Source organism: Streptomyces sp. NPDC101194, assembly GCF_044767885.1.
Taxonomy (GTDB): Bacteria; Actinomycetota; Actinomycetes; order Streptomycetales; family Streptomycetaceae; genus Streptomyces.
In genome coordinates, this window is sequence record NZ_JBIWOS010000012.1 from 106262 (window position 1) to 130852 (window position 24591).

Genomic DNA, 24591 nt, shown 5'->3' on the forward strand with positions numbered 1-24591 from the left:
CGGTCCGACTGGCCCCAAGGGTGAGAACGGTGAGAACGGGGCGACTGGTCCCACGGGTCCCACCGGTCCCACCGGTCCGACTGGCCCCAAGGGTGAGAACGGTGAGAACGGGGCGACTGGGGCGACTGGTCCCACGGGTCCCACGGGTCCGACCGGTCCGACTGGCCCCAAGGGTGATAACGGCCAGAACGGTCAGAACGGTCAGAACGGTGCGACCGGTGCGACCGGTGCGACCGGTCCGACGGGCCCGACCGGTCCTACCGGCCCGTGTGCTGACATCACCTCCCTCGACCCGAACAACTCCGAGGAGTTCAGCGCCGTACTCAGCAACGGCATCGCCTACGTGGGGCGTCGGAACACCAACCCCATGCCGCCGCAGGGCAACTACTCGTGGGTGAACCTCTCGACGAACGCCAACTACCCCGCCAACGCGTGCTCCATCTCCCTCGTGGACCACGGGAACGACTCGTACGTGAAGGTGCTGACCACGACCGGTGAGGTCTGGGAGACACACGGCGACACCAACGGCACGAACTTCATCTGGACCGACCCCTGGGTCAAGGTGGTGGCGCAGCCGTCGTGATGTAACTGGATCGGAAACGGGACTGTGTGTGCTGCGTCCGCGGGTTCCCGCGGGCGCAGCACACGCGTCATTCGGCCCATGGCGGCCGGCCCGTCCTCGTCGTGGGAGGCTCAGGCCCCCACGCTCACCGTGAACCGCCGCGGGTTGCCGTCGTTCGCGGCGCCCGAGACGTCCGGCTGTCCGTCGGGGCGTACGTCGTCGTACGGGAAGGCGTAGCCGATCGGGGTGTTGGCGTGAACGACGCGCGACCAGTGGTTGGTCGCCGCGCCCTGGTAGTAGTCCGCGGCCGAGGTGCCGTTCGGCTGGTCGGGGTGGGTGAGCATCAGGGAGCGGTTGAAGCCGGCCGCGAGCCGGGCCAGCAGCGCCTTCTTGTCGTCGGGGTCGCCCGGGTTGTTGGCGAACGGGCCGTGGTTGCAGGTGAAGACGTCCTTCGAGGCCGGCTTGGTGAAGGAGTGCCCGCCGTCGAAGGTCAGGAGGTCGCCGCTCACCCGGCCGGTGCGGACTCCGCGACCGCCCTGCAGATCGATCCGCAGATCGGTGGAGCGGTACTTCTCCCAGACCTGGTCGACGTAGGCCGTGAACACGTCGCGGAACGGCATCTCGTCCGGCCGGTCGAAGAACGGTGCCATCAGGTTCTGCGGTGAGATCACCCGCAGCACGCCGCCGTCCGCACCGCGGATCACCAGCTTGTCCCACGGCTGCCCGTCGGCGGCGGCCTGGGCGGCGAGGCCGTCGGCGATCCGCTGGACCGCACCGTCCGGGAGAGGGGCCACGGTGTGCGTGCTGTCGCCCTCCAGCGTCAGACCGATCGGCAGGGCGGTGACGAGGTCGACGTAGCTGATGTTCGCGTACAGCTGCTGAGGATTGAAGGTGAACTCGCAGAACGACCAGGTCCGTCCGTAGTTGGCGTCCGTGGAGGTGGCGAACGCCGGCTCGACGAGGGCGGGGCCGGGGTTGAGGTAGAAGGTCAGGGTGTCGTCGCGCACGAAGTAGACGCGAGCGCCGTACATCTGAGGCAGCGTCAGTACAATTGGTGCGCCGCCTGCCGTGTTCAACGGGATCGCGCAGTCGACCGGCAGTGGCGTCTGCGGCGCGGCGGGGGAGTCGGGGCGGTAGGCACTGCCGTCGGCCCGCAGCAGCACCCAGCGGTCGGTGCCCTGCTCGTGGCCGGTGACGTAGGCGTTGACCCTGCCCGGCAACGACCGGTTCTCCAGGGCGAGTTCGCAGGTCGCGGGGGCGGCGGAAGCGCGTGGGCTCAGGACGCTTCCCCAGAGGGGGTAGGTGAGAGCGGTCGCCGAGGCGGCGGCGCCACCCGTCAGGAACAGTCTGCGCGAAATCACGAGAGGACTCCCGAGGTGTGTGGGGGGCCACGGACGGGCGGTCTTACGGGAACGGGGCGGGGCGTCCGCGGTGCGCTCCACTCTCGTGATGGCCGGGATGGGCGTCAAGACTTGTGCTTGAGAGCGCTCTCAGAAAATGGAAGTCTTCACAACTCGATGAAGGGGCGCCTGCCGCTGGGCCGGCGCGGCGCCGTGGCCGCCCGCGCGGGGAGGCGGGACGCGGACGCCTCCACTGACCGGACGCCGGCTGGAGCCACCGCGGAGCACGTCGCTCGCAATCCATGGGCGGCCGGGGACTCGGTCACTGATGGCAAGTCCGCCGGCGTACGACGTTCGGCTCTCCTTCGCCGGGTGAGCCCGCCTGGCGCGTGATCCCCTCGTGGGCGATGGTGGCGCCTAAGGCTTGTTGCCGCCCGCCTGCGGTTCATGGCCGAACGGGCCGGCTCGCGCATCGCGGAGAACGACGCGGCACGCGGTGCCGACCTCGCAGCCCCAGGCTGTCGCCGCCTCCCGAAGGAATCAGTCATGTCGAACTTCACCCCCTACCTGGAGCGCAACCAGGCTTTCGCGGCCTCCGGTGCCCAGGCCGACGTACCCGAGATCCCGTTCATCCCCTTCAAGCAGCTGTACCTGATCACCTGCATCGATTCGCGCGTGGAGCCCGCGGCCGTGCTGGGCGCCAGGCTCGGAGAGGCGATCGTCGCACGCAACGTCGGCGGCCGCGTGACGCCGGCGGTCATCAAGGACCTCGCCTGGATCGTGCACCTGCACGAGAACAGGACTCCTGAAGCGGACTGGTTCGAGATCGCCGTCATCCACCACACCGACTGCGGCTCGGGGCTGCTCGCCGACGACGATCTGCGCGCCGGCTACGCCGCCCGTGGCGGCTGGGACGAACGGACCTCCTTGGAGATGGCCGTCCTGGAGCCGTCCGAGACGGTCCGGAAGGACATCATCAAACTGCGCGCGGCACCCGAGCTCGCGCCGGGCATCGGCCACATCAAGATCGGCGGCTACGCCTACGACATCGGGACCGGGAAGATCACCACCGTCGTGCAGCCCGGCTGAGTGGGACCCGGTCGGGGCCGGTGAACGTGACCTCGGCGGTCTTCGCTCTCCAGGAACGTCCCTTCCGGCATGCCGTCGGCTTTGCCTTCGCGCTTCACTCATTGCAACTCAGCATTGCGTTCGATCTCAACTCATTGCATCAATTTAGCTCCATCTACCTGCTAGAACGCATTTCGAGTGATTGACGATTTTCCGAATGCAACGTAGCTTTCGACATCTGTCAAATGTGTGATGTCGCGAGATGAGGCGTAGCCATGAGCGAATCCCTGCACACCGTCACGACGCTTCCGACGGAGCGTCGGCCCGGCTGTCCCTTCGACCCGCCGGCAGAGCTGATCGACGCCCGCGGGCACGGCCCCATCAGCCGCCTCATCCATCCCGGCGGCAAGCCCGGCTGGCTGATCACTGGATACGACCTGGTCAGGTCGGTCCTGGCCGACTCGCGGTTCAGCTCGCGCAAAGAGCTCCTGAACGTGGTCGACTTCGAGCTCCCTCCTGCGCCGCCCGGCGAGTTCCTCCTCATGGACGAACCACAGCACGGGCGCTACCGGAAACCGCTGGTGGGCAAGTTCACCGCACGGCGGATGCGCGTACTCACCGAACGCATCGAGCAGATCACCACCGACTGCCTGGACGCCATGGAGAGGACCGGGCCGCCGACGGACCTGGTGACCGCGTTCGCCAAGCCCATCCCCACCATCATCATCTGTGAGCTGCTGGGAGTGCCGTATGGGGACCGGGACTCCTTCCAGGAACAGATCGACACGTTCATGAGCGGCGAGACGGGCGACGAGGATCTGATAGCGGCCTACACCGCGACCCAGGACTACCTCGCACAGCTGGTGGTCGCCAAGCGCGCGAACCCCACCGACGACGTGCTCAGCGAACTCGCCGGCAGCGACCTGACCGACGAGGAGCTGCAGGGGATCAGCCTGATCCTGCTGGCGGCCGGGTTCGACACCACCGCGAACATGCTGTCCCTCGGCACCTTCGCGCTGTTGCAGAACCCGGTGCAACTGGCCGCACTGCGCGCCGACCCCGCGCTCACCGACCAGGCGGTCGAAGAGCTGCTGCGGTATCTGAGCGTCGCCAAGACGTTCATGAGGACGGCGTTGGTGGACGTCGAGGTGGGCGGCCGGACCATCGAGGCCGGTACGACGGTCGTCCTGTCGTACAACACCGCCAACCGTGACCCCGGGCGCTTCACCGATCCCCACGTGCTCGACCTCCACCGGCAGGACGGCGGGCACCTGGCCTTCGGCCACGGCATCCATCTGTGCCTGGGCCAGCAGCTGGCCCGCGTCGAGATGCGGATCGCGCTCTCCGCGCTGCTCGACCGCTTCCCCACGCTGCGCCTGGCCGTACCGGCCGAAGAAGTCGGCCTGCGCCCGGAGACCGCGGACATCTACGGGGTCAAGAGCCTTCCGGTCACCTGGGACGCGTGACCGCGAGCCGGTGGCTGGCGAGGCCGCGTACGGTCGCCCGCCACCGCTGTGGTTGCTGGCCCAAGGTGATCGCGCCCGCCTCGCCCTCACCACCTGCCACCTGCCATGACCGGGGCGACTCTGTTGCTCAATTGGTCTCGGTCAGGCCGTGAGCCGGTAGCCGAAACGGCTGAGGTTGCTGGTTGTAGGGCGGTGTACGGGGTGGTTGGACCAGTGCGTGTCGAGTCTGGTCACCTTAAGCACGGAAGGGGAGAAGGCGGGTGGGAAGCGGACCTTGAGCAGGGCGCTTTCGACGTCGCCGTCGGCGGGCACTTGCCAGGTGGTTCGGACGGATCAGGGCTCGGCGGCCTGGCTGCGCGTGGCGAGGTCCCAGAGCCGAACCGTTCCGTCGGCGCTGCCGGTGACAGCCGTCACCCGGGTGCCGACGCTGATTACCGACACAGCCAAGGCCGGAGGGATGCGAAAACTGAGGAGCGCGAGTGGATGTGCGACGCTCGCGAGGTTCCAGAGCTTCAGCTCTGTCTGGCGTCGGGTGGTGAAGCAGTGGGTGGTGAGGACGAGGGGGCTGTTGGCAGGCCCGATCTGAGCCACTGCTCGGACTGTCCCCCTGGGGCCGCTTGGGAAACAGCCGACCTGCTCTTGGGTGCTGAGGTCCCAGAGCCGGACCGCTCCGTCCGAGCCGCCGGTCAGGGCATGGGGCCGACCGTCCACGGACACAGCTGCCAGTGCCCTGGCCCGGCGGCTGTGACCTGTCAACGGCTCCCCGGCAGGTTCGCAGCTGCTGAGATTCCAGAGTCGCACGCTCTTATCATCGCCTGCCGTGACGGCATGGGGGCGACCGTCAATCACGGTACTCGCGACTGCTCGTACGGATCCCGTGTGGCCGGTGAGGGGCTTGCCTACTTGTCTGCCGGCGCCGAGGTCCCACAAACGGACCGTGCGGTCATCGCTTGCCGTCAGCACCAAGGCCTGGCCTTCATGTTCGAAGACAGTGACAGCGTTGAGCGGGCGACAGTGGTGAACAAGGGGCGGACCGAGCTGTTGGTGGGTGGTGAGGTCCCAGATCCTCACCGTCCGGTCCGAACTGCCGGTGATGGCATGGGGCCGTCCATGGATCTCGGTCACCGCCACGACGCGCACGGAACTGGTGTGTCCGATGAGAGGTTCCCCGACCTGGGTTCCGGTATCGAGATTCCAGAGCCGAATGGTCTGGTCGGTGCTGCCGGTAAGGGCATGAGGCCGGCCGTCGATGACCACCCCCACCACGGCGAGCACCTCCTTGGTGTGGCCATGAAGGAGAGTGATGCACCGGTTACCCACTGGCACCTCAGGCTGCAGGACATCCCCCGCACCCGCCGCGTCGGAGGGTCTGCTACGGACCGGGTTGTTCATGGACATCACCTCTCGGTATCTGTGCGGTGTGATCAGGCCGTGAGTCGGTAGGCGAGCCGGGACAGTCGCCTGGTCCTGGTCCTGGAGTGGGGGACCTGCTGGCTGGCGGTCCAATACGCGTTGAGTCTGGTCACGTTGGTCGCGGCAGCGGAGAAGGCGTGCTGCAGGCTGGTCTTCGGAAGTCCGCGATAGCGGGCCCGGCGCAGGCCGGTGACGTCGAGGGCCTGGTTGATGGTGCCCTCGACACCGGCCCGGAGGGCGTACTTGGCCTGCCAGGTATCGGTCTTCTGCTCCGCGCGGGCGGCGGTGACGGTCTCGTGCGGCTCGCGGGGCCGCAGGGTGAGCATGCGGTTGCCGCGCGCCGCGGTGGTGCACTTGTCGTGGGACGGACAGGCGCCGCAGTCGGGGCGGGCGAACTCGATCACGATGGCGTCGCGGCCGTGCTGCTGGGCGGGATACCAGCCGGTGCTGGTGCAGCGTTCGGGACAGCGGACCTGACGGGTCGTCCAGTCAATGCGGAAGGCGCTCTTGTCGAAGCCTTCGGCGGCCCGGGCCTGGTGGGAGTGGTCGGCCAGCAGCGGTGTGATCACGGCGATGCCCTCGCGTGCGGCTGCGGTGACCAGGTCCGCGGAAGGGTAGCCGGAGTCGAGGTAGTGCTCGCCCGGCTTGACCTGCCGCTCGGTCAGTCGCTGCTGGATGCCGGCAGTGGCGGTCACGTCCGGTGCGGTCGCCACGGTGGTGGTCACGTCCGTGATCAGGTTCGGCGTGCGGACTTGGGTCCCGACTGGGGCACCGCCGGAGTTGTCGTCGCAGGTCTCGGTGAGGTGGACCTTGTAGCCGCACCAGAACAGCTCGTCTCCCTTGGCGGACCAGCGGGCGTCGCGGTCGTAGGGGGAGGCGAGCCGCAGATGACCGGGCGGGACACCGTCCACTTCGGTCTCCCGCTTCCTGACCACCTCCCGTCCCCGGACGTCGGTGTGTACGTAGTAGGTCTGCATGAAGATCCGCCGCAGCAGCCGGACGGCCTCGATCTCCCGCAGCCACACCGGCGCGTCGGGCGCCTGGACCGCATGCAGCAGCGCGAGCGCGTCCTGACCGTAGACCTCAGCCAGCCGGTCCCGCTTCGTCTTCGACGAGGGCAGCCGCCACGAGTCGACTCTGGCCTCGTAGCGCAGCTCCAGCTCCGCCACCGGCATCGCCTGCCCGAGCCAGGTCGGAGCGGCCGCGGCCAGCGCCTCCAGCGCCGCGCGCACGCTCTCACCGGCCGGCTCCAGCCGGTTCAGGTCCCGAACCGCGCTGATGACATGGGTGGAGTCGGTGCGCTGCTTGCCTCCGGCCGTGATCAGCTCCTCCTGGCGGCAGTGTTCCAGCAGCCGGTCGAAGACCAGGCGCTCCATGCTGTGCTCGACCAACCGGGCCCGGAACTTCGCCAGCACCGTGAAGTCGAACCCCGGATCGGTGAGCTCAAAGCCGAGCGCGTACTTCCAGTCGATCGCCCGGACCACCATCCCCGCTGCCTGGCGGTCGGTCAGGTTCTCGGCGAACTGCAGCACCGTGACCAGCGCCAGCATCCCCGGTGACAGGCCCGGAGCCCCGCGCACCCCGAACGCAGACGCGAACGGCTCGTCCGCGAAGACCCCCGCCAACTTCTCCCGCACCCGCATCGCCAGCGTCCCCTTCGGGAAAGCCGCCACCGCGACCAGCGCCGTCTGCTCCGGGACCTCCGACAGTCCCGCCGCCTTCATCGACACCCGCACCACCCCCGCGGCCGCCTGCCCACGAGACGACCGCGGGAGCGATCATGCCGCAGTCAAGACCCGCGGGCCGAACAGAGCAACAGAGTCCGGGGCAGCATCAAAGTACGCGCGCCCGGCCGTCCGGCGTCCCCGAGCGAGCCCTTCCCCGGCTCAACAGGGCGATCCGTGTCGGAGCGACCGGAGTTCAGGCAGGGCCGTGACGCCGCCCTCCCCATTGCCTTCGATCTCAACTGTTCCCGCATGCCCTGGCTTTGAACTCCGCCACGGGGACGGTGATTGCGGATTCGTTGCCGTCGGACGAGACGTCGTCGTAGCGGACCGTCCCCGGGGTGAGCCGGTCCCGGTCGGTCGGAGTGAAGGAGACGCTCCTCGATGACCACGAGTTGTCCTTGGTCCAGCCGTAGAGGGTGTAGGTGGTCCCGGCGGTGAGCGGTCTGAGAGACCTGGTCGCGGTCCAGCCGGCGGAAGGAGAGTCGAGGGTCCAGGTGGCGAGCCCGGCCGTGACGGGCCGGTCGGCGGCCCATGAGCCGACCGTCACCTCACTGTCGACGTCGGTGCCGTCCGCGTAGAGAGTCGCGCCATCGATCTGATGCCCGCAGACCATGATGACGCCGAGCAGATGGCCGTCCCGGGTCACGGAGATGCCGGTGACGGCATCGACGGGAACCGTGCACCCCGAGGTTGCGGCCAGGGCGGCGCCTGCCGCGAAGGCGCCGACGAAGCGACGGAACACCGGCCGTGAAACGGTCGACTGCACAGGGCCCCCTTGCCCGGGGAGATCACTATGTGTGGGAGTCGTGCCCTCGGCCCAGAAGGCCGACCGATGGCGGGGGCGGGTGCCGGCCTCAGGCCGTGGCGCTGAGGAAAGCGGCCCAGGCGGCCGGGGGAACGGTGAGGACGGGGCCGTCGGCGACCTTGGAGTCGCGGATGTGGACGGCGGCGGGGTGGGCGGACACCTCGACGCAGTCGCCGCCCTGGCTGCTGCTGTAGCTGGACTTGCGCCAGTCGTAGGCGACTTCGAGGCAGGCGCCGCCCTGGTCGTTGCTGTAGCTGGACTTGAACCAGTCGAGGGTGGTGGAGCGAGGGTCCGGGTGTGCTGCGCGGGTCATGTCTCTCCAAGCAGTTCGTCCAGTAGGCGGGCGCTCCTCTCGACGGAGAGCGCCTGCGAACGCAGCATCCCATATTTCTGCTGGAGCACACTGACGTCGTCAGGATCGTCGTAGAGGTATCCCGTCAGCTGGCTGTCGACGTAGGCCAGGTGGTCGTGATCCGGAGTTTCCAGCAGCACCATCGGACCCGCGAGTCCGGCGTGCTTCGACACTTTCATCGGCATGATCTGAAGTCCCAGAAAGGGGAGTTCCATGCATCGGTGCAGATGGCGGATCTGATCACGGAGCATGACGGGATCCCCGAGCTCGCTGCGTAGAATGCTCTCCTCCAGCACAAAGTGCAGCATGGGGCGGGGCTTGCGTTCCAAGAGCTTCTGTCGGTCGAGTCGGCCTGCCACCCATTCCTCCCGCTCGTCCTCTTCGAGTGGCGGATAGAGGCAGGAGAAGACGAACCGGATGTACTCCTCGGTCTGGAGCAATCCGGGCACTACTTGGTTCTCATACCAGAGCAGCGTCACCGCCTCCTGCTCGTACTCCACGTAGTCCTGGACGAACGCCGGGAACCTCTCCTTCTGCGGCACCTTCGACACCGCGACCTGCAACACCCCCTTCGTGTCGAAGAGTTCGTCGAGCCGAGCCGCGAAGTCCGCCTGCAGTGGCCTGCGTCCCTGCTCGATCGACGCGATCGTGTCCTCACCCACGCAGCACCGATCGGCCAGTGCCGCCTGTGTCATCCGGGCCGCCTTGCGGAACGTCGCCAACTGGGCGCCGATCAAGTGCCAGGACGTGATCCGCTTGTTCTTCTTCGCCGAGTGCATGGACTGCCTCTCCCCGTCGCAAAACCCGGATGACCCGTCAGGGCTCGTACAAGTGCCTTGTACGACCCGACGCACTGATCAACGCTAGTGACTTTGTGTGACGTTGGCCGCGTGAACGATCCAACTCAACTCCCCCTCTTCCGCGAGACGTTCCACCGTCGGGAACGCCGTGCCGTGCCGCTCGTACGGCAGTTCGTGCGCGAGGCACTCGTCGACTGGGCGTGCGAGTCCCGCGCCGACGACGTACTGCTCTGCGTGAGCGAGCTCGTCACCAATGCCCTGCTGCACGGCGTCCCGCCCGGTCGTGGTTTCCGTGTCCGCCTCTCCCTGGAGCCGGGCGACGGCGTCCTGCGCGTCGAGGTCCACGACAGTGGTGACGGGGAGGTGTGCCCCGTCGCCGCGGACCCGGCTCCCGATGCGGAGGGTGGGCGCGGGCTGCTGCTGGTGGCGGCGCTCGCCGACAAGTGGGGCGTGGGGGAACGAGATCCCGGCAAGGTGGTGTGGTGCGAGTTCGCGGTGCGTGGGCCCGTCCCGTGCCCCGAGTCGTACGGGCTCGCCGACGTGCTCTCCGGCTGAGGCGGCGCGGTCGCCGTCGAGACCTCCGGCGGTCGGCCGGTCCCCAAGGGCTGGAGGATTCCTGCCGTCCGACCCATTCGGCCGACAGTTTCCGCAATAGGGGAATAGTGCCGACCGGGCCGAAGTGGCTGTCGTCGCACATTGAATACCTCACTGTCTCTCTCGGCCCGGCTTGTCTTCCTTGTCGCATACCGATATCGGGCATCCCGGGCCGACGGCGCCGCAGGTCGGAAGATTTCCCTGCCCTGCGGTTTGCCGCCGGGTCGGGCGGTGTACTACTGGGTTGTTCGACGCGCCACAAGATCGACCACGACCTGTCCACCGCCGTTCATTTCTTGTAATGTTTCTGCCAGTCACCGCGCGTAGAATTCCTGTTGGACACCGAGTCCTGACAGGTAGTCGTTCCCCACCTCCGCGCCCGGACTGCCGCCAGTGCTGGACGGTCGTGGTGTTAGCAGTTGTTCCTGACCTGATCCCGGTTGTCAGGGGGCACCCGTACGGCCGGCCGAGAGTATGAGGCACGTTCTGTGAAGGTTCGTACGAGGCGGTCGAGCATCCTCATCGCCGGTGGATTAGCAATGGCGCTGCTGACAGGCTGCGGCTCCGACGATCAGATCTTTGCGTTCGACAGCAAGGAGAAGATGGTCGTCGGGATGTCCGACGGCATTCTTGCGACAGATCCGGCCGCGGGGTACGACCCCGGGTCCTGGCTGTTGTTCAACAATGTCTTCCAGTCCCTGTTGAGCTTCCCGCCCGGGGCTTCCATACCTGTGCCGGAGGCCGCCAAGAACTGCGGTTTCTCGGACGGCAGCAGAACCTACACCTGCACTTTGCGTGACGGGTTGAAGTTCAGCAACGGTCACAGCCTCACATCGGAGGACGTCAAATACTCCTTCGACCGGGCCATCGAAATCAATGACCCGGCGGGCCCGGCGCCGTTGCTCTCCACGATCTCGGCGATCAGCGCCCCGGACGAAAAGACCGTCGTCTTCCGTCTCAAGGTGCCCGATGCCATCTTCCCCAGCAAGATCGCATCGGGTGCCGGCTCCATCGTGGATCACAGGGTCTATCCCAAGGACAGGCTTCTCCAAGGTGGCAAGGCGGTTGGTTCCGGTCCCTACATGCTGGATTCGATCGACAAGTCGAAGGCTGAATTCTCGGTATATTCCGGCTACCACGGCACGGCCGAGGTGAAGAACAGCGGCGTGACGCTGAAGCTCTTCCGCGGCGACCAGCAGGCCCTCAAGGCGTCCCTGGAGAAGGGCGATGTCGACATCGCCTACCGTGGCCTCACGGCCAAGGCGATCGCCGCGCTGGACACCTCGCCCACCGCGGAGAAGAACGGCATCGAGGTGGTGCAGGGCGACAGCGCCGAGGTCCAGCACATGGTGTTCAACATGGCCGACCCCGTGGTCGGCAAACTCGGTGTGCGCAAGGCCATCGCCTACCTCGTCGACCGCAACTCCCTGGTCAGCAAGGTCTACCAGTCCACGGCGGCGCCGCTCTACTCGATCATCCCGGCCGGCATCACCGGCCACGGCACCTCCTTCTTCGACACCTACGGCGACAGCGCGCAGCCTCAGCGCGCGAAGGACGCCCTGCAGGAGGCCGGGTTCACCGACAAGGTGAAGCTCACCCTCTGGTCCACCCCGAGCCGTTACGGGCCCGCCACCGACGACGAGTTGCAGACCATCGCCGATCAGCTCAACAAGAGCGGGCTCTTCGAGGCGAAGATGAAGTCCGTCCCGTTCGACCAGTACGAGAAGGACATCGCCGACGGAAAATACGGGATCTACGTCAAGGGGTGGGTGCCGGACTATCCCGACCCCGACAATTTCACCCAGCCGTTCTTCGGCAAGGGCAATGTCCTGTCGAACAACTACGAGAACAGCGAGATAACCAAGCGGATCATCCCGCAGACTTCGTCCGTGACCGACCGCTCGAACACCCGGGAGGAGTTCGGCAAACTGCAGGACATCGTGGCGAACCAACTGCCGCTCCTGCCGCTGTGGCAGGGAAAGCAGTACGCGGTCGCCCATGAGAACGTCCGGGGCCTGCAGAACTGCCTGGACACGTCGACCGTCTTCCGGTTCTGGGAGCTCGGAACCGCGCCGTGAGCGGTCGTCCCGTGATCCGTGACGTAGGTGGTGAAACGGTCCGGCGCCGCCCTCACCCCACGCGGCCGGAATTTCTTTCGCCGTGAGGCGCCGGGCCTGCCGCCCTGTTCCGCGAGCGGTAGGCCCGGGGCGTGGTGCCCGTCAGGCGCGAGAAGTGGTGGCGCAGGCTCGCCGGGGAGGCGAAGCCGCACAGGGCCGCCACTCGTTCCACCTTCTCGTCGGTGGTCTCCAGCAGCTCCCGGGCCCGCTCCAGCCTCCGCCGCAGCAGGTACTGGGGCGGGGTGGAGCCGGTCCGGGCGTGGAAGCGGCGATTGAGGCTGCTGACGCTGATCCCCGCGTGCGCGGCGAGGTCCGCCGGGGTCAGCGGGAGGTGCAGGCGGGCCTCCAGCCAGCGCAGCGTCGGTTCGATGCCCGCGCTCTCGGTGAGTTCGCGGTCGATGGTCTCCTGGACACGGTCGCCGTGGGACAGGAGCGGGGTGAGGAGTTCCCGGGTCGTCTCACCGGCCACCCGCTCGCCGTGGTCCTGGGCCAGCAGACGCAGGCAGACGTCCATGCTGCCGAAGATCCCGGCCGAGGTGAGGAACCGGCCGTCCGTCACCACCGTGCCGATCGGATCGACCTCGATACAGGGGTGGAGGCGGGCCAGTTCCTCGGTGTGCCGCCAGCCGGTCGTGGCGCGGCGGGCGTCGAGGAGACCGGTGGCCGCGAGGGTGAGGACTCCCGTGCCGATCGCGCCGATGCGGCAGCCGCGTGCGGCCGCGGCCCGGAGCGCCGCGAGCACCTCGGGCGTGGGCTCGTCGCGGGGGCCGTCACCGTCCTGGCCGGGGACCAGGACGACGTCCGCGTCGGCGAGGCCGTCGAGCCCCCACGGGACGGAGATCCGTAGCGGCGCGGGCGCGCCCGTGGAGGTGAGGCCGGGGGCGGCGCAGAGCCGTACCTCGTAGTCGGCGCCGGGGTGGCCGGCCGCCGCTGTCCCGAAGACCAGCCCGGGGGTGGTCAGCTGGTGTCCGGGGAGTCTGTCGGGCACAAGAACGGCGATGACGGACATATGCAGAACCTATCCGAGGGCAGGGGACGGGGAGCCGCGGTGGTCGGGGCGTGCCCGGACGGGCCGAAGGAGCCTTCGCCCGCCCGGGTGCGTGTCGCGTCAGCGGTGCGCGTGGATGGTCCTGTCGATCCACTTCGCGTACGCGGGAACGTTGGTGTACATGCCGGGGCCCGTGCCGCAGGTCGGGTCGGTGTCGCCGTCGCCCGACGTGGCGCCGACCAGTTCCCAGCGTCCGTCCCGGCCTCGCTGGATCTGCGGGCCGCCGGAGTCGCCGAAGCACGCCATGGCGCCCGGTGTCCTGCTGATCGTGCAGATCCGGGTCCTGTCGGCGCGGCCGGGCGAGCACTCGTTCACGGCGCCGATGCGGGTGTCCAGCTGCTGGAGCCTGTCCGGGAACACCGCGTCCGGGAGGTTGTCGGTGTCCAGGACGGTGCCGAAGCCGAGCAGACGCGTCGGGGTGCCGGGTCCGCCCACCGATCCGGCGATGCGGATGGGCTTCTCCGAGACCGGGCGGTCCAGCTCGACGAGCGCGATGTCGTTCCTGCTGGGCTCGGACTCGACGTCGTAGGCGGGGTGGGCGACGGTCCGCTCGATGTGGCGCACCGTACCGCCGGACTCGCGGTCGTTGGAACCGATGCGGACGATGCCGTCCAGCGTCTTCGGGTTGACGCAGTGGGCCGCCGTCACCAGCCAGCGCGAGTTGATCAGCGATGCGCCGCACTGGGCGTGCACCTCGCCGGCCCACTGCGGGAGCGTGGCCATGAACGGGTAACGCTGCGTGGCCTCCTGCCCGTTGACGATGGCGTTGGCGCTGCCGGACATCGCCGTGACGCAGGCCGTGGCGGCCAGGGCGACGGCGGCGAACCGTCCCGCACGTCGGGAGCGGGACCCACGGGACCGGGACGGGGCGGCGGACGGCGAACTGCGTGTGAACACGGGTGATTCCTTCGTTCCGATGCGCGTCGCGCGCGTGGTGGATGTGCGAACCGGCTGCCGGGCGTCGTCTCGTCCCGGTGCCGCGCACCACCCATCCTGCGTAGCGGCCCCGTCCGGAAAAAGCGGTCCCGATGTCACTCTCGGCTAAATTCTGGACATGCCAGTGATCGCCGTCCTCGCGCTCGACGGGGTGCCGGGCCATGAACTCACCGGACCCGGAATGTGCTTCGGCACAGCCGTCCGGCACCACCCGCATGTCGCTTACGAGCTGCGGTACTGCACCGCCCCGGGCTTTCGCGGGACCGGCTCCCCGGCGCCCTTCGCCATCGACACGCCCTGGGGCCTGGAAGGGCTGGCGGACGCCGGCACCGTACTGCTGCCCGGTCACGCCGCATTCCGCGACGAGCCGGACCCCGGGGTCGCCGACGCGCTGCGGGCCGCCGCGGACCGGGGAGCCCGCATCGGCGCGTTCGGCACCGGGACGTTCACCCTCGCCGCCACCGGGCTCCTCGACGGACGCCGGGCGGCCACCGGGCGACCGTACGCGGCGGAGCTGGCGCGGCGCCATCCCCTGATCGACGTCGATCCGGAGGGTGCCGTCGTGGACGCGGACCCGTTCCACAGTGCGGCCGGAGTGCTCGGCGGCCTCGATCTCTGCCTGCACCTGATCACCCTGGACCACGGCACGCCGGTCGCCATCGAGACGGAGCGGCAGGTCTTCATGCAGCTCCACGCACCCGCCGGATCCGAGGCGTCGCCGAGCCCCGTGGCCCCTCCCGCCGCGGCCCGGCACAGCCTCGGGCCCACCACCCGGTGGATGGAGGCCCACCTCGACCACCCGCTGACGCTGAGCGACATCGCCGACCACGCGGGGCTCACCGTACGCGGCCTGAACCGGCGCTTCCGGGCCGAGACCGGGCTCTCCCCGCTCCAGTACCTGCTGCGCGCCCGCGTCCAGGCGGCGCAGCGGCTGCTGGAGCGCGGGGACGAGCCGGTGGAACGCATCGCCGCACGCACCGGCTTCGGCACACCCGCCAATCTGCGCCACCACTTCCATCACCACACGGGCACCGGGCCGCGCGTCTACCGCACCGCCTTCCGCTCCCTGGTGGCCACCCTGACCAGGGCGGAAGGCAAGAACGCCGAAGCGGAGGAGCCCGTACCGTCCGGCGGCGCCGACGGCCCCGGAGCGAACGGACGACACGGCTGACGACCGCGCCGCGCACCCCGGGCGCCGAACTGCGGACACGTACCGTCCACTTGGACTTACGCACAGCGGTTGTTGGACTGGAGGGCCCCCAGGGGCTGCACGTCGTTGACGGTGTCCGGCCACGGGCACTACTCAGAGCACATGTCACCAAGATTCACTTCGGCGGGCGCTGTCGCCGCCGCCTCAGCCGCCGTCCTGGCGCTGGTGGGGACCGCGCTCCCCGCCGACGCCGCCGCCCCGTCACCCGCCGCAGTCGAGTCGGCCGTGCCCGCGGACGCCACCGTCATCCAGTCCGCGCAGCTCTCGGTCGCCGTCGCCGACGACTTCCCCCGTGTCCTGGCGTACACCGACAAGGCGAGTGGCAGCCGACTGCTCGGCAGTACGCAGCCGGTCACGGCCGTCACCCTCAACGGCACCGCGCACCCCGTGAAGCTCAAGGGCTCGCCCACGGTCACCGGCTCGGTCGCCCGCTACACGCTGACCTTCACCGACCTGCCCGGCATCGAGATCGACGCCTCGCTCTCCGTCTCCGGACGCGCCACCACCTTCAAGGTCACGGCCGTCCGCGACACCGAGGCGTTCCGCGTCGGCACCATCGACATACCCGGCCACGACCTGGTCTCCGTCGGCTCCACGGACACCGGCGCTGCCACCGCCTTCACCCGGCTGGACAACGACTCGACGAAGACCGCCGACGTCTTCGCCCCGGTCACCGCGGACACCGCACCCGACAAGGCACCGGCCGGCGCCTCGTACGCGATCGTCAACACCGGCTCCCTCGCGGCGGCCGTCGAGTCCAACTCCTCGTACGACAAGCCCTCCGGTGCCACCGGCGGTGACGACGCCCGGTTCTGGCACCAGGCGCGCAAGGCGGACGACGGCAGTGTCCGGGTCGGGGTCTGGTCCGGGCAGTGGACCTACCGCGGCGACGGCGCGCCGAAGCCCGAGAGTGGGGACGACCTCCCCTGGGCGAAGGTCGTCGTCACCCCCGACGCCAACGGCGACAAGAAGGTCGACTGGCAGGACGGAGCCGTCGCGTTCCGCTCCATCGGGATCAAGGCGCCCGGCAGCGAGGACACACCGGACCGGGTCATCACCCACATCCCGTTCAACTTCGCCAGCCAGGCCACCCACCCGTTCCTGCGCACCCTGGACGACGTCAAGCGGATCTCGCTGTCCACGGACGGCCTCGGGCAGCTGGCCCTCCTCAAGGGATACGCCTCCGAGGGGCACGACTCCGCCCACCCGGACTACGGCGGCGACTACAACAAGCGCGCCGGCGGGCTGAAGGACCTCAACGAGCTCCTCAAGGACGGCAAGAAGTGGGGCGCCACCTTCGGCGTCCACGTCAACGCCACCGAGGCGTACCCGGAGGCCAGGGCGTTCGACGAGCAGCTCGTCGACAAGACCAGGCCGGGCTGGAACTGGCTGGGTCAGAGCTACTACATCGACCAGCGCCGCGACATCAACAGCGGCGATCTGGCCAAGCGCTTCCAGCAGTTGCGCGACGAGACCGACCGCAATCTGAGCTTCCTCTACATCGACGTCTACTACACGCACGGCTGGATCGCCGACAAGACCCTCCAGGCCGTGCAGAAGCAGGGCTGGAACGTCGGCAGCGAGTGGTCCGACAAGTTCGAGCGCGGCACCCTGTGGTCGCACTGGGCCAATGACCTCGACTACGGCGGGGCCACCAACAAGGGCCTCAACTCGAAGATCATCCGCTTCATCCGCAACAGCGAGCGGGACACCTGGAACAACGACCCGGTCCTCGGGCAGACCGCCATCGACGAGTTCGAGGGCTGGACCGGCGAGACCGACTGGAACGCCTTCTACGACAACATCTGGCAGCGCGACCTGCCCGCCAAGTACGCCCAGCAGCAGAAGATCATCCGCTGGGACGGCAACGACATCGCCTTCACCGGAGACGTCCGGGGCACGGTCGAGGACGGCAAGCGGACCTTCTACGACCACGGCCGCAAGGTCCTCAGCGGCACCGACTACCTGCTGCCGTGGGACGGCGGCAAGAAGCTGTACCACTACAGCAGGTCCGGCGGCACCAGCACGTGGGCCGTGCCGTCCGCGGGCACGTACACCGTCTACGAACTCACCGACAACGGGCGCGTCAAGACCGGCACGGTCAAGCCCGTCGACGGGAAGATCACGCTGACCGCCGAGGCGGGACGGCCCTACGTCCTCTATCCGGACCAGGCGCCGAAGGCCGCCGACGTCAAGTGGGGTCAGGGCACCCCGGTCGACGACCCCGGCTTCAACGACAACGGGCTGGGGGCCTGGTCGAAGACCGGAACCGTGGCCCGCGACACCGACGACCGGGGCCGCAACAGCGCCGAGCTCTCCGGCGGTTCCACCGCTGCGCTCTCGCAGCGCATCGACGGCCTCAAGCCCGGCAAGCGGTACACCGCGTCCGCGCTCATCGAGGTCCAGCCCGGAAAGACCCGGCACACGACGCTCTCGATCGGCGGACGGTCCGTCGCGGTGGACCGCTCCACCGCGAAGGACTACGTCGCTGCGTCCGACTGGCACGGCACGTACTTCCAGCGCGCCAAGGTCAACTTCACCGCCCCCGCGGACGGCCGCGCCACGCTCCGCATCGAGGCGGCGGCGGGCAGCACGGCGACGGTGCGCGCCGACGACGTACGGATCGTCGCCAATGCCCCGGCGACCAGGAAGAACACGGTCGTCCACGAGGACTTCGAGGACGTCGACCAGGGCTGGGGTCCCTTCCTCAAGGGCGACGCGGGCGGCTCCACCGACCCCCGGACCGTCATCTCCCAGCTGCACGCCCCGTACACCCAGGCCGGCTGGAACGGAAAGCTCGTCGACGACGTGATCGGCGGCAAGGAGTCCCTCAAGGCCCACGAGGAGAACAGCGGACTCGTCTACCGCACCGCGCCCTGGACCGTGCCGATGACCGACGGTCACCGGTACAAGGTGGAGTACGACTACCAGTCCAGCCACGCCGGCGCGTACGAGTGGGTCGACGGCTACGACCGGATCACCGCCGAGGGCAAGCCGAGCTCGGTCGAGACCCGCGCCACCCCCATCGGACAGCAGCGCACCACCGGCCACTTCTCCGAGACCGTCACCGCGGGCTGCGGCGACACCTGGACCGGGCTGCGCAAGCGCGGCGGCGCGCCCGACGGCGCCGACTTCGTCCTCGACGCGTTCACCGTGACCGACCTCGGCCCGGCCCCGGCCGGTGAGATCGCCGCCTGCGGCACGCTCGCCGTCGACGCGGGCGCCGAGACCCTGGAGCCGGGCGCGGCCAACACCGTCAAGGCGAGCTTCACCAACTACGAGGCCACCGCGGCCACCGGTGTCGCGCTGAGCCTGACCGTCCCCGAGGGCTGGAAGGCGGAGCCCACGGGAGCCGTCACCTTCGACTCGGTCGCGGCGGGCGCCAAGGTCACCGGCAGCTGGCGGGTCACCCCGCCGGTGGACGTCAAGTACCAGACCTACAGCCTGGGTTCCGAGGCCTCGTACACGGTCGGCGGCGCACGCCGCACGCTCGGCGCGCAGACCTCCGTACGGACCCTGCCGCCGCCGCCCACCACCGACAGCTGGGCCAGCGACCTCGACTGGACACTCGCCGAGAACGGCTGGGGCCCCGTCGAGCGGGATCTCTCCAACGGTGAGCAGGGCAGTGGCGACGGCACCCCGCTGACCATCGGCGGCACCGTCTACACCAAGGGCCTCGGCAGCCACGCCCCGGCGAGGATCCGCTACTACCTGGGCGGCAGGTGCACCTCCTTCACCGCCCAGGTGGGCGTGGACGACATCCAGGCAGCTCGCGGCAGCGTGCAGTTCAGCGTCACGGCCGACGGCACCGAGAAGGTGAAGTCGCCGGTCCTGAAGGGCCCCGACAGCGCCTGGCCGCTCACGGCGGACGTCACCGGTGCCAAGTACGTCGAACTCGTCGTCGGCGACGGCGGGGACGGCAACGGCAACGACCACGCGGACTGGGGTGACGCCCGCTTCCATTGCGGTAGTTGAGATCGCAGGATGCGGGGTGGGTGCGCACCGCGCGCCCACCCCGCATCCCGCGTGCGATGGCGTATCCCCCCGACGACCTGGAGCCGCACATGCCGAACCCGCCCGTATGGCCGCGCCGCACCCTGCTCACCCTCTCGGCCGCCACCGCCGTGGCGCTCGCCCTGCCCGGATCCGGAACGGCCGCCATTGCCGCCGAGGCCGACGAGTTCGACGTCCTGCGCCGACGCTGGGCCGACATCGCCCTCGGCTCGGGCTACGACGCGGCCGCCGAACCCTTCGCCTCCCGCCTCACCGAGACCGGCACGCTCGCCCGGGGATTTCGGACGACGATGAGCCCGGCCACCGGCTCGCTGTGGCCCGGCGTCCCGTACGACCCGCCGTCCGGCATCACCCAGAGCTACGGCCGCCTGTGGACGATGACCCAGGCGTACGCCCAGCCCGGCACCGGATCGACCGGCGACGCCGCTCTCCTCGCCGACATCGTCCGCGGCTACGACCACCTGGCGCAGACCGCCTACCACGCCTCCGTCACGCCCTACGGCAACTGGTGGGAGTGGCAGATCGGCAGCCCGCGCATCCTCATGGACATCACGTCCGTCCTGTACGAGCAGCTCGGCACGGTCCGGGTCGAGGCCGCCTGCGCCGCCGTCGACCACTTCATCCCCGACTCCGTGCTCCACGACTACAGCGGCACCTCCACCGGCGCCAACCGCGTCGACCTGTGCCGCTCCGTCGCCCTGCGCGGCGTCCTCGGCAGGGCCCCCGCCAAGATCGCGCTGGCCCGGGACGCGCTGTCACCCGTCTTCCCGTACGTCACCGGGGGAGACGGCCTGTACGCGGACGGATCGTTCATCCAGCACACCACCATCGCCTACTCGGGCACCTACGGCCAGGTCATGCTCGACGGCCTCGGCCGCCTGTTCGCGCTCCTCGCCGGATCGGGCTGGGCCGTCACCGACCCGGCCCGGCAGGTCATCCTCGACAGCGTCGAGCGGGCGTACGCGCCGCTGATCTACAACGGCCTGGTCATGGACAGCGTCAACGGCCGTGCCATCAGCCGCGGACTCCTGAAGAACGACGAACTCAGGGTGATGCGCGGCGACCACTTCCACGGGCAGGGGATCATCGCCGGCATCGCGCTCCTCGCCGCGGGCGCCTCGGCCGCCGAGCGTGACCGGTGGCACGGGCTGATCAAGGGCTGGATCGCCCGCGACCGGACCAGCCCGGTCCTCACCGCGCGTCAGTTCGGCATCGCGGACCTGGCCCGGCTGCACGCCGTCCAGGCGGCCGCCGTGCCGGCCGCGCCCGAACGGGTGGGCCACCACCTCTTCGCCGGCATGGCCCGCGCCGTGCACCGGCGCCCGCACTGGGCCGCGGGCATCTCCATGGCCTCGGAGCGGATCTCGCACTACGAGTGCGGCAACGGCGAGAATCCGCGCGGCTGGCACACCGGCGCCGGAATGCTCTACTGGTGGCCGGGCGAGAACGAGAACGACCAGTACACCGACTGGTTCTGGCCGACCGTCGACTTCTACCGGCTGCCCGGAACGACCGTGTCCACCAAGCGGCTCGCCGACAGGGCGGGCGGCGAATGGGGTGCGCCCAAGCCCGCGACGACATGGGTCGGCGGCGCCACGGACGGCGAATTCGGCGCGGTGGGCCAGCACCTCAAGGGACTCGGCTCGACCCTGGACGCCCGCAAGTCGTGGTTCTGCGTCGCCGATACGGTCATCTGCCTCGGCGCCGGCATCACCGCCACCGACCAGGTCCCCGTCGAGACGATCGTCGACAACCGCATGCTCGGCGAGGGCGGCACGCAGCCGCTCACCGTCGATGCCTCCACCACCCCCCGCTGGGCCCATCTGGAGGGCCACGGCGGCTGGGTCCTGCCCGGCGGGGCCGAGCTGCGCACCCTGCGCGAGGACCGCACCGGAGCATGGTCCGACATCAACACCACCAGCTCCACCGAGCGCCGCACCCGCCGCTACCAGACGCTCTGGCTCGACCACGGCACCGACCCCGTCGACGCCGACTACGTCTACCTGCTGCTGCCCGGCGCCTCCCGGCGTGCCGTCACCGCCCGCGCGGCCGACCGGAAATGGCTGACGGTGCACGCCAACACCGCCGCCGCGCAGGCGGTCGCGGTCCCCTCGCTGGGGCTGACCGCCGCCAACTTCTGGCAGCCGGGCACGGCCGGTCCGCTCTCCGTCACGGCCGCGGCGAGCGTGCTCGTGCGGGAGGGGCGGCGCACCACCACGGTGTGCGTCAGCGGGCCGGACCGCACCGGTGCGCCGGTGGACGTGGTCTGGGAGCGGCCGGTCCACGAGGTCGTCGCGGCGGACCCGGGTGTCGAGGTGCGTGCCACCGGCCGGCGGCTGGTGCTGAGGATCCGCCCGGGAACGGAGGGAGGCACCCTGCGGTGTGACGTCCGGTAGACACCGGCCGGCCGGATTGTGCCCGAGGGCTCGGAGCGCTGCCCGCCACGCGCGCACCCTCGTGCGCCATGGGGGAGCTGAGGGCGGACCGGCGGCTGCGGCTTCGGCGCGAGGACCCGCACGCCTCGGGTGCGCAGGGCCGGGGTGCTGCTCACCCGGGACCGGGTACCGGCCCGCGCCATGCCGTGGGCGCCCCCGACGCCCGGATGCGGGTGGGGTTCGCCGGGCCGGTTCGCGGACGGTGAGCAGCCCGCGGTGTGCTTCGGCGTCGGGCCGGTGCGCGGCGGCGACCGGGACGCGGCGGCCGAGGGCCTGGACCGGCTGCTGCCGGGGTATTCTCGCCGGATTCCGCCGTGCACGCCGGAGACGGGACGGCCGAGAAGCGGATCGGCAGCCGGCTCACCGATCAGCGGGTGCCGCTCCGCCCGGACGCCCCCGATGCCATGCCGGCCGTTGTCCGGGACGCCTTCCACGAGGCGGTGCCGCCGGCCGCCGCCCGCTCCGGCGACCCGGTGCGGGACCGGCTCGAAGAACGTCCGGAAGGCCCGGGACGCCCATCCGGCCGACACCCCGAGGCTGACAGGAGTGTGCAGCGGACCACAGTGAGTCTTTGTCGGACCCGGACAAAGACGGACCCGCGGGGGCTGGTAGTTCGCGTGCATGTCGCCATGATTCTGTCCGGCTCCACCAGGAAACGGGTCAGGAGACTGTACGGAGTCGACGGCAGGATTTGCTTGCCGGGCTTCGTAGGGTCGGTACATGACCGTTGTGGACGAAACCCCGGGCGAGCCGAGTGACACCCGTGGCCGTGTGGCCGAACTGCTGGCACTGCGCGAGCAGGCCCGCCGCGGACCGAGTGACCGCGCGACCGAGGCGCAGCACGCCAAGGGCAAGCTGACGGCGCGTGAGCGCATCGAGCTGCTGGTCGACCCGGGTTCGTTCAAGGAGGTCGAGCAGCTCCGCCGGCACCGGGCGACCGGCTTCGGCCTGGAGGCGAGGAAGCCGTACACCGATGGTGTCATCACCGGCTGGGGCACGGTCGACGGCCGTACGGTCTTCGTCTACGCGCACGACTTCCGGATCTTCGGCGGCGCCCTGGGCGAGGCCCACGCCACCAAGATCCACAAGATCATGGACATGGCCATCTCGGCCGGTGCCCCGCTGGTCTCGCTGAACGACGGCGCGGGCGCCCGTATCCAGGAGGGCGTCAGCGCGCTCGCCGGATACGGCGGGATCTTCCAGCGCAACACCCGGGCCTCCGGTGTCATCCCGCAGATCAGCGTGATGCTCGGCCCGTGTGCGGGCGGCGCGGCCTACTCCCCGGCGCTCACCGACTTCGTGTTCATGGTCCGCGAGACCTCCCAGATGTTCATCACCGGACCGGACGTCGTGAAGGCGGTCACCGGCGAGGAGATCACCCAGAACGGCCTCGGCGGCGCCGACGTGCACGCCGAGACCTCGGGCGTCGCGCACTTCGCGTACGACGACGAGGAGACCTGCATCGCCGAGGTCCGCTACCTGATCGGGATGCTGCCGTCCAACAACCGGGAGAACCCGCCCACCGTGGCGAGCGACGACCCGGCCGACCGGCGCGGCGACGTCCTGCTGGACCTGGTACCGGCCGACGGCAACCGCCCGTACGACATGCACAAGGTCATCGAGGAGCTCGTCGACGACGGCGACTACCTGGAGATCCACGAGCGCTGGGCGCGCAACATCGTCTGTGCCCTGGCCCGTCTGGACGGCCAGGTCGTGGGCATCGTCGCCAACCAGCCGCAGACCCTCGCCGGTGTCCTGGACATCGAGGCGTCGGAGAAGGCGGCCCGCTTCGTCCAGATGTGTGATGCATTCAACATCCCGATCGTCACTCTTTTGGACGTACCCGGCTTTCTGCCCGGGGTCGATCAGGAGCACGGTGGAATTATTCGGCACGGTGCGAAGCTGCTCTACGCCTACTGCAACGCCACCGTGCCGAGGATCTCGCTGATCCTGCGCAAGGCGTACGGCGGTGCGTACATCGTGATGGACAGCCAGTCCATCGGAGCGGATCTGACCTACGCCTGGCCGACCAACGAGATCGCGGTGATGGGCGCCGAAGGTGCCGCCAACGTCATCTTCCGTCGGCAGATCGCCGACGCCGAGGACCCGGAAGCCATGCGGACCCGCATGGTCAAGGAGTACAAGGCCGAACTGATGCACCCGTACTACGCCGCCGAGCGTGGCCTGGTCGACGACGTCATCGACCCCGCCGAGACGCGCGAGGTGCTGATCGCCTCGCTGGCCATGCTCCGGTCCAAGCACGCCGACCTGCCGTCCCGCAAGCACGGCAACCCGCCGCAGTAGTCCGCCGCCCTCGCAGCGACCCTGCCGAGCCCGCCAAGACCTGCCGAGAAGACGGAGAAACCAGCCATGAGCACTGCCACCGAGTCCGTGCTGCGCGTCGAGAAGGGTCTTGCCGACCCCGAGGAGCTGGCCGCGATAACCGCGGTCCTGCTCGCCCGCGCCGCCGCCAAGCCCGCAGAGACTCCCGCCCACCGCGGCCGCAGCACCGCCGGATGGCGCCGCCTGGAGCGCACCCCGGGCTTCCGCGCCCCGCACTCCTGGCAGGGCTGAGCCCGCTTCGGCCCCAGGACGCAACACAGCCGGAAGGCCCCGCACTCCCGAAGGAGTGCGGGGCCTTTCCGTATGTCCGCCGGCCCCCGGTAGGGCCTCTCGTCCGTATGAGGCCGGGCGCGGTATGCGA

At 69.6% G+C, this 24591-nt stretch carries 18 protein-coding genes; 10 read left to right on the forward strand and 8 right to left on the reverse strand.

Features of this window, described 5'->3' with window-relative positions; translation table 11 throughout:
* Positions 1–367: 367 nt before the first annotated feature.
* The gene (locus tag ACIRP2_RS33460) at positions 368–583 is read left to right on the forward strand and encodes a hypothetical protein (RefSeq protein WP_404256976.1); all 216 of its coding nucleotides are present in this window, start codon (positions 368–370) and stop codon (positions 581–583) included.
* Positions 584–693: 110 nt separating this feature from the next.
* Here the strand turns inward: ACIRP2_RS33460 and ACIRP2_RS33465 are convergent, their stop codons facing one another.
* A complete protein-coding gene (locus ACIRP2_RS33465) occupies positions 694–1923 on the reverse strand; it encodes a glycoside hydrolase family 64 protein (RefSeq protein WP_404256978.1) in 1230 nt (409 codons plus the stop codon).
* Positions 1924–2448: 525 nt separating this feature from the next.
* On the opposite strand from ACIRP2_RS33465, the gene ACIRP2_RS33470 reads away from it, so the two are divergent.
* Both ACIRP2_RS33470 and ACIRP2_RS33475 read left to right on the forward strand, forming a co-directional pair.
* Positions 2449–2991: a carbonic anhydrase gene (locus ACIRP2_RS33470; RefSeq protein WP_404256980.1), complete on the forward strand. Its 543-nt coding sequence runs from the start codon at positions 2449–2451 to the stop codon at positions 2989–2991.
* A gap of 254 nt (positions 2992–3245) precedes the next feature.
* Positions 3246–4436 (forward strand): cytochrome P450, encoded by a 1191-nt coding sequence (locus tag ACIRP2_RS33475; RefSeq protein ID WP_404256982.1) that lies wholly within the window; start codon positions 3246–3248, stop codon positions 4434–4436.
* Positions 4437–4769: 333 nt separating this feature from the next.
* Here the strand turns inward: ACIRP2_RS33475 and ACIRP2_RS33480 are convergent, their stop codons facing one another.
* The 5 genes from ACIRP2_RS33480 to ACIRP2_RS33500 form a co-directional block, all read right to left on the reverse strand.
* On the reverse strand, positions 4770–5828 hold the full coding sequence (locus tag ACIRP2_RS33480) for a WD40 repeat domain-containing protein (RefSeq protein WP_404256984.1): 1059 nt from the start codon (positions 5826–5828) through the stop codon (positions 4770–4772).
* A 32-nt stretch (positions 5829–5860) separates the two neighbouring features.
* Positions 5861–7573 (reverse strand): IS1182 family transposase, encoded by a 1713-nt coding sequence (locus ACIRP2_RS33485; RefSeq protein ID WP_404257223.1) that lies wholly within the window; start codon positions 7571–7573, stop codon positions 5861–5863.
* 238 nt (positions 7574–7811) lie between these two features.
* The gene (locus ACIRP2_RS33490; protein WP_404256986.1) at positions 7812–8342 is read right to left on the reverse strand and encodes a hypothetical protein; all 531 of its coding nucleotides are present in this window, start codon (positions 8340–8342) and stop codon (positions 7812–7814) included.
* 88 nt (positions 8343–8430) lie between these two features.
* The gene (locus tag ACIRP2_RS33495; RefSeq protein ID WP_404256988.1) at positions 8431–8694 is read right to left on the reverse strand and encodes a DUF397 domain-containing protein; all 264 of its coding nucleotides are present in this window, start codon (positions 8692–8694) and stop codon (positions 8431–8433) included.
* A complete protein-coding gene (locus ACIRP2_RS33500; RefSeq protein ID WP_404256990.1) occupies positions 8691–9512 on the reverse strand; it encodes a helix-turn-helix domain-containing protein in 822 nt (273 codons plus the stop codon). Before ACIRP2_RS33500 ends, ACIRP2_RS33495 begins: the two co-directional genes overlap by 4 nt.
* 111 nt (positions 9513–9623) lie before the next feature.
* Here ACIRP2_RS33500 and ACIRP2_RS33505 point away from each other — a divergent pair, with 111 nt between their 5' ends.
* Together ACIRP2_RS33505 and ACIRP2_RS33510 are read left to right on the forward strand one after the other, a co-directional pair.
* Positions 9624–10088 (forward strand): ATP-binding protein, encoded by a 465-nt coding sequence (locus ACIRP2_RS33505; RefSeq protein ID WP_404256992.1) that lies wholly within the window; start codon positions 9624–9626, stop codon positions 10086–10088.
* A 527-nt stretch (positions 10089–10615) separates the two neighbouring features.
* Complete coding sequence (locus tag ACIRP2_RS33510) at positions 10616–12205, forward strand: ABC transporter substrate-binding protein (RefSeq protein ID WP_404256994.1); 1590 nt, start codon at positions 10616–10618, stop codon at positions 12203–12205.
* Between the two features lie 52 nt (positions 12206–12257).
* Here the strand turns inward: ACIRP2_RS33510 and ACIRP2_RS33515 are convergent, their stop codons facing one another.
* Both ACIRP2_RS33515 and ACIRP2_RS33520 read right to left on the reverse strand, forming a co-directional pair.
* Entirely contained in the window at positions 12258–13253 is a 996-nt protein-coding gene (locus tag ACIRP2_RS33515; RefSeq protein ID WP_404256996.1) for a GlxA family transcriptional regulator, read from the reverse strand.
* Between the two features lie 99 nt (positions 13254–13352).
* On the reverse strand, positions 13353–14189 hold the full coding sequence (locus ACIRP2_RS33520) for a S1 family peptidase (RefSeq protein WP_404256998.1): 837 nt from the start codon (positions 14187–14189) through the stop codon (positions 13353–13355).
* Positions 14190–14346: 157 nt separating this feature from the next.
* Between ACIRP2_RS33520 and ACIRP2_RS33525 the strand changes: the two genes are divergently transcribed.
* The 5 genes from ACIRP2_RS33525 to ACIRP2_RS33545 all read left to right on the forward strand — a co-directional run bounded on the left by ACIRP2_RS33525 (position 14347) and on the right by ACIRP2_RS33545 (position 24461).
* Complete coding sequence (locus ACIRP2_RS33525) at positions 14347–15399, forward strand: GlxA family transcriptional regulator (protein WP_404257000.1); 1053 nt, start codon at positions 14347–14349, stop codon at positions 15397–15399.
* A gap of 141 nt (positions 15400–15540) precedes the next feature.
* The gene (locus ACIRP2_RS33530; RefSeq protein ID WP_404257002.1) at positions 15541–19413 is read left to right on the forward strand and encodes an endo-alpha-N-acetylgalactosaminidase family protein; all 3873 of its coding nucleotides are present in this window, start codon (positions 15541–15543) and stop codon (positions 19411–19413) included.
* A gap of 89 nt (positions 19414–19502) precedes the next feature.
* A complete protein-coding gene (locus ACIRP2_RS33535) occupies positions 19503–21848 on the forward strand; it encodes a polysaccharide lyase 8 family protein (protein ID WP_404257225.1) in 2346 nt (781 codons plus the stop codon).
* A gap of 759 nt (positions 21849–22607) precedes the next feature.
* Positions 22608–24191: an acyl-CoA carboxylase subunit beta gene (locus ACIRP2_RS33540; protein ID WP_404257004.1), complete on the forward strand. Its 1584-nt coding sequence runs from the start codon at positions 22608–22610 to the stop codon at positions 24189–24191.
* A 66-nt stretch (positions 24192–24257) separates the two neighbouring features.
* The gene (locus ACIRP2_RS33545) at positions 24258–24461 is read left to right on the forward strand and encodes an acyl-CoA carboxylase subunit epsilon (protein ID WP_404257006.1); all 204 of its coding nucleotides are present in this window, start codon (positions 24258–24260) and stop codon (positions 24459–24461) included.
* Positions 24462–24591 lie beyond the last annotated feature (130 nt).

What these genes read in the sequence shown, in the direction of transcription:
- ACIRP2_RS33460 (WP_404256976.1), top strand. Translation starts at nt 368, where the DNA reads ATGCCGCCGCAGGGCAACTACTCGTGGGTGAACCTCTCGACGAACGCC.
- ACIRP2_RS33470 (WP_404256980.1), top strand. Translation starts at nt 2,449, where the DNA reads ATGTCGAACTTCACCCCCTACCTGGAGCGCAACCAGGCTTTCGCGGCC.
- ACIRP2_RS33475 (WP_404256982.1), top strand. Translation starts at nt 3,246, where the DNA reads ATGAGCGAATCCCTGCACACCGTCACGACGCTTCCGACGGAGCGTCGG.
- ACIRP2_RS33480 (WP_404256984.1), bottom strand. Translation starts at nt 5,828, where the DNA reads ATGAACAACCCGGTCCGTAGCAGACCCTCCGACGCGGCGGGTGCGGGG.
- ACIRP2_RS33485 (WP_404257223.1), bottom strand. Translation starts at nt 7,573, where the DNA reads ATGAAGGCGGCGGGACTGTCGGAGGTCCCGGAGCAGACGGCGCTGGTC.
- ACIRP2_RS33495 (WP_404256988.1), bottom strand. Translation starts at nt 8,694, where the DNA reads ATGACCCGCGCAGCACACCCGGACCCTCGCTCCACCACCCTCGACTGG.
- ACIRP2_RS33500 (WP_404256990.1), bottom strand. Translation starts at nt 9,512, where the DNA reads ATGCACTCGGCGAAGAAGAACAAGCGGATCACGTCCTGGCACTTGATC.
- ACIRP2_RS33515 (WP_404256996.1), bottom strand. Translation starts at nt 13,253, where the DNA reads ATGTCCGTCATCGCCGTTCTTGTGCCCGACAGACTCCCCGGACACCAG.
- ACIRP2_RS33525 (WP_404257000.1), top strand. Translation starts at nt 14,347, where the DNA reads ATGCCAGTGATCGCCGTCCTCGCGCTCGACGGGGTGCCGGGCCATGAA.
- ACIRP2_RS33530 (WP_404257002.1), top strand. Translation starts at nt 15,541, where the DNA reads ATGTCACCAAGATTCACTTCGGCGGGCGCTGTCGCCGCCGCCTCAGCC.
- ACIRP2_RS33535 (WP_404257225.1), top strand. Translation starts at nt 19,503, where the DNA reads ATGCCGAACCCGCCCGTATGGCCGCGCCGCACCCTGCTCACCCTCTCG.
- ACIRP2_RS33540 (WP_404257004.1), top strand. Translation starts at nt 22,608, where the DNA reads ATGACCGTTGTGGACGAAACCCCGGGCGAGCCGAGTGACACCCGTGGC.
- ACIRP2_RS33545 (WP_404257006.1), top strand. Translation starts at nt 24,258, where the DNA reads ATGAGCACTGCCACCGAGTCCGTGCTGCGCGTCGAGAAGGGTCTTGCC.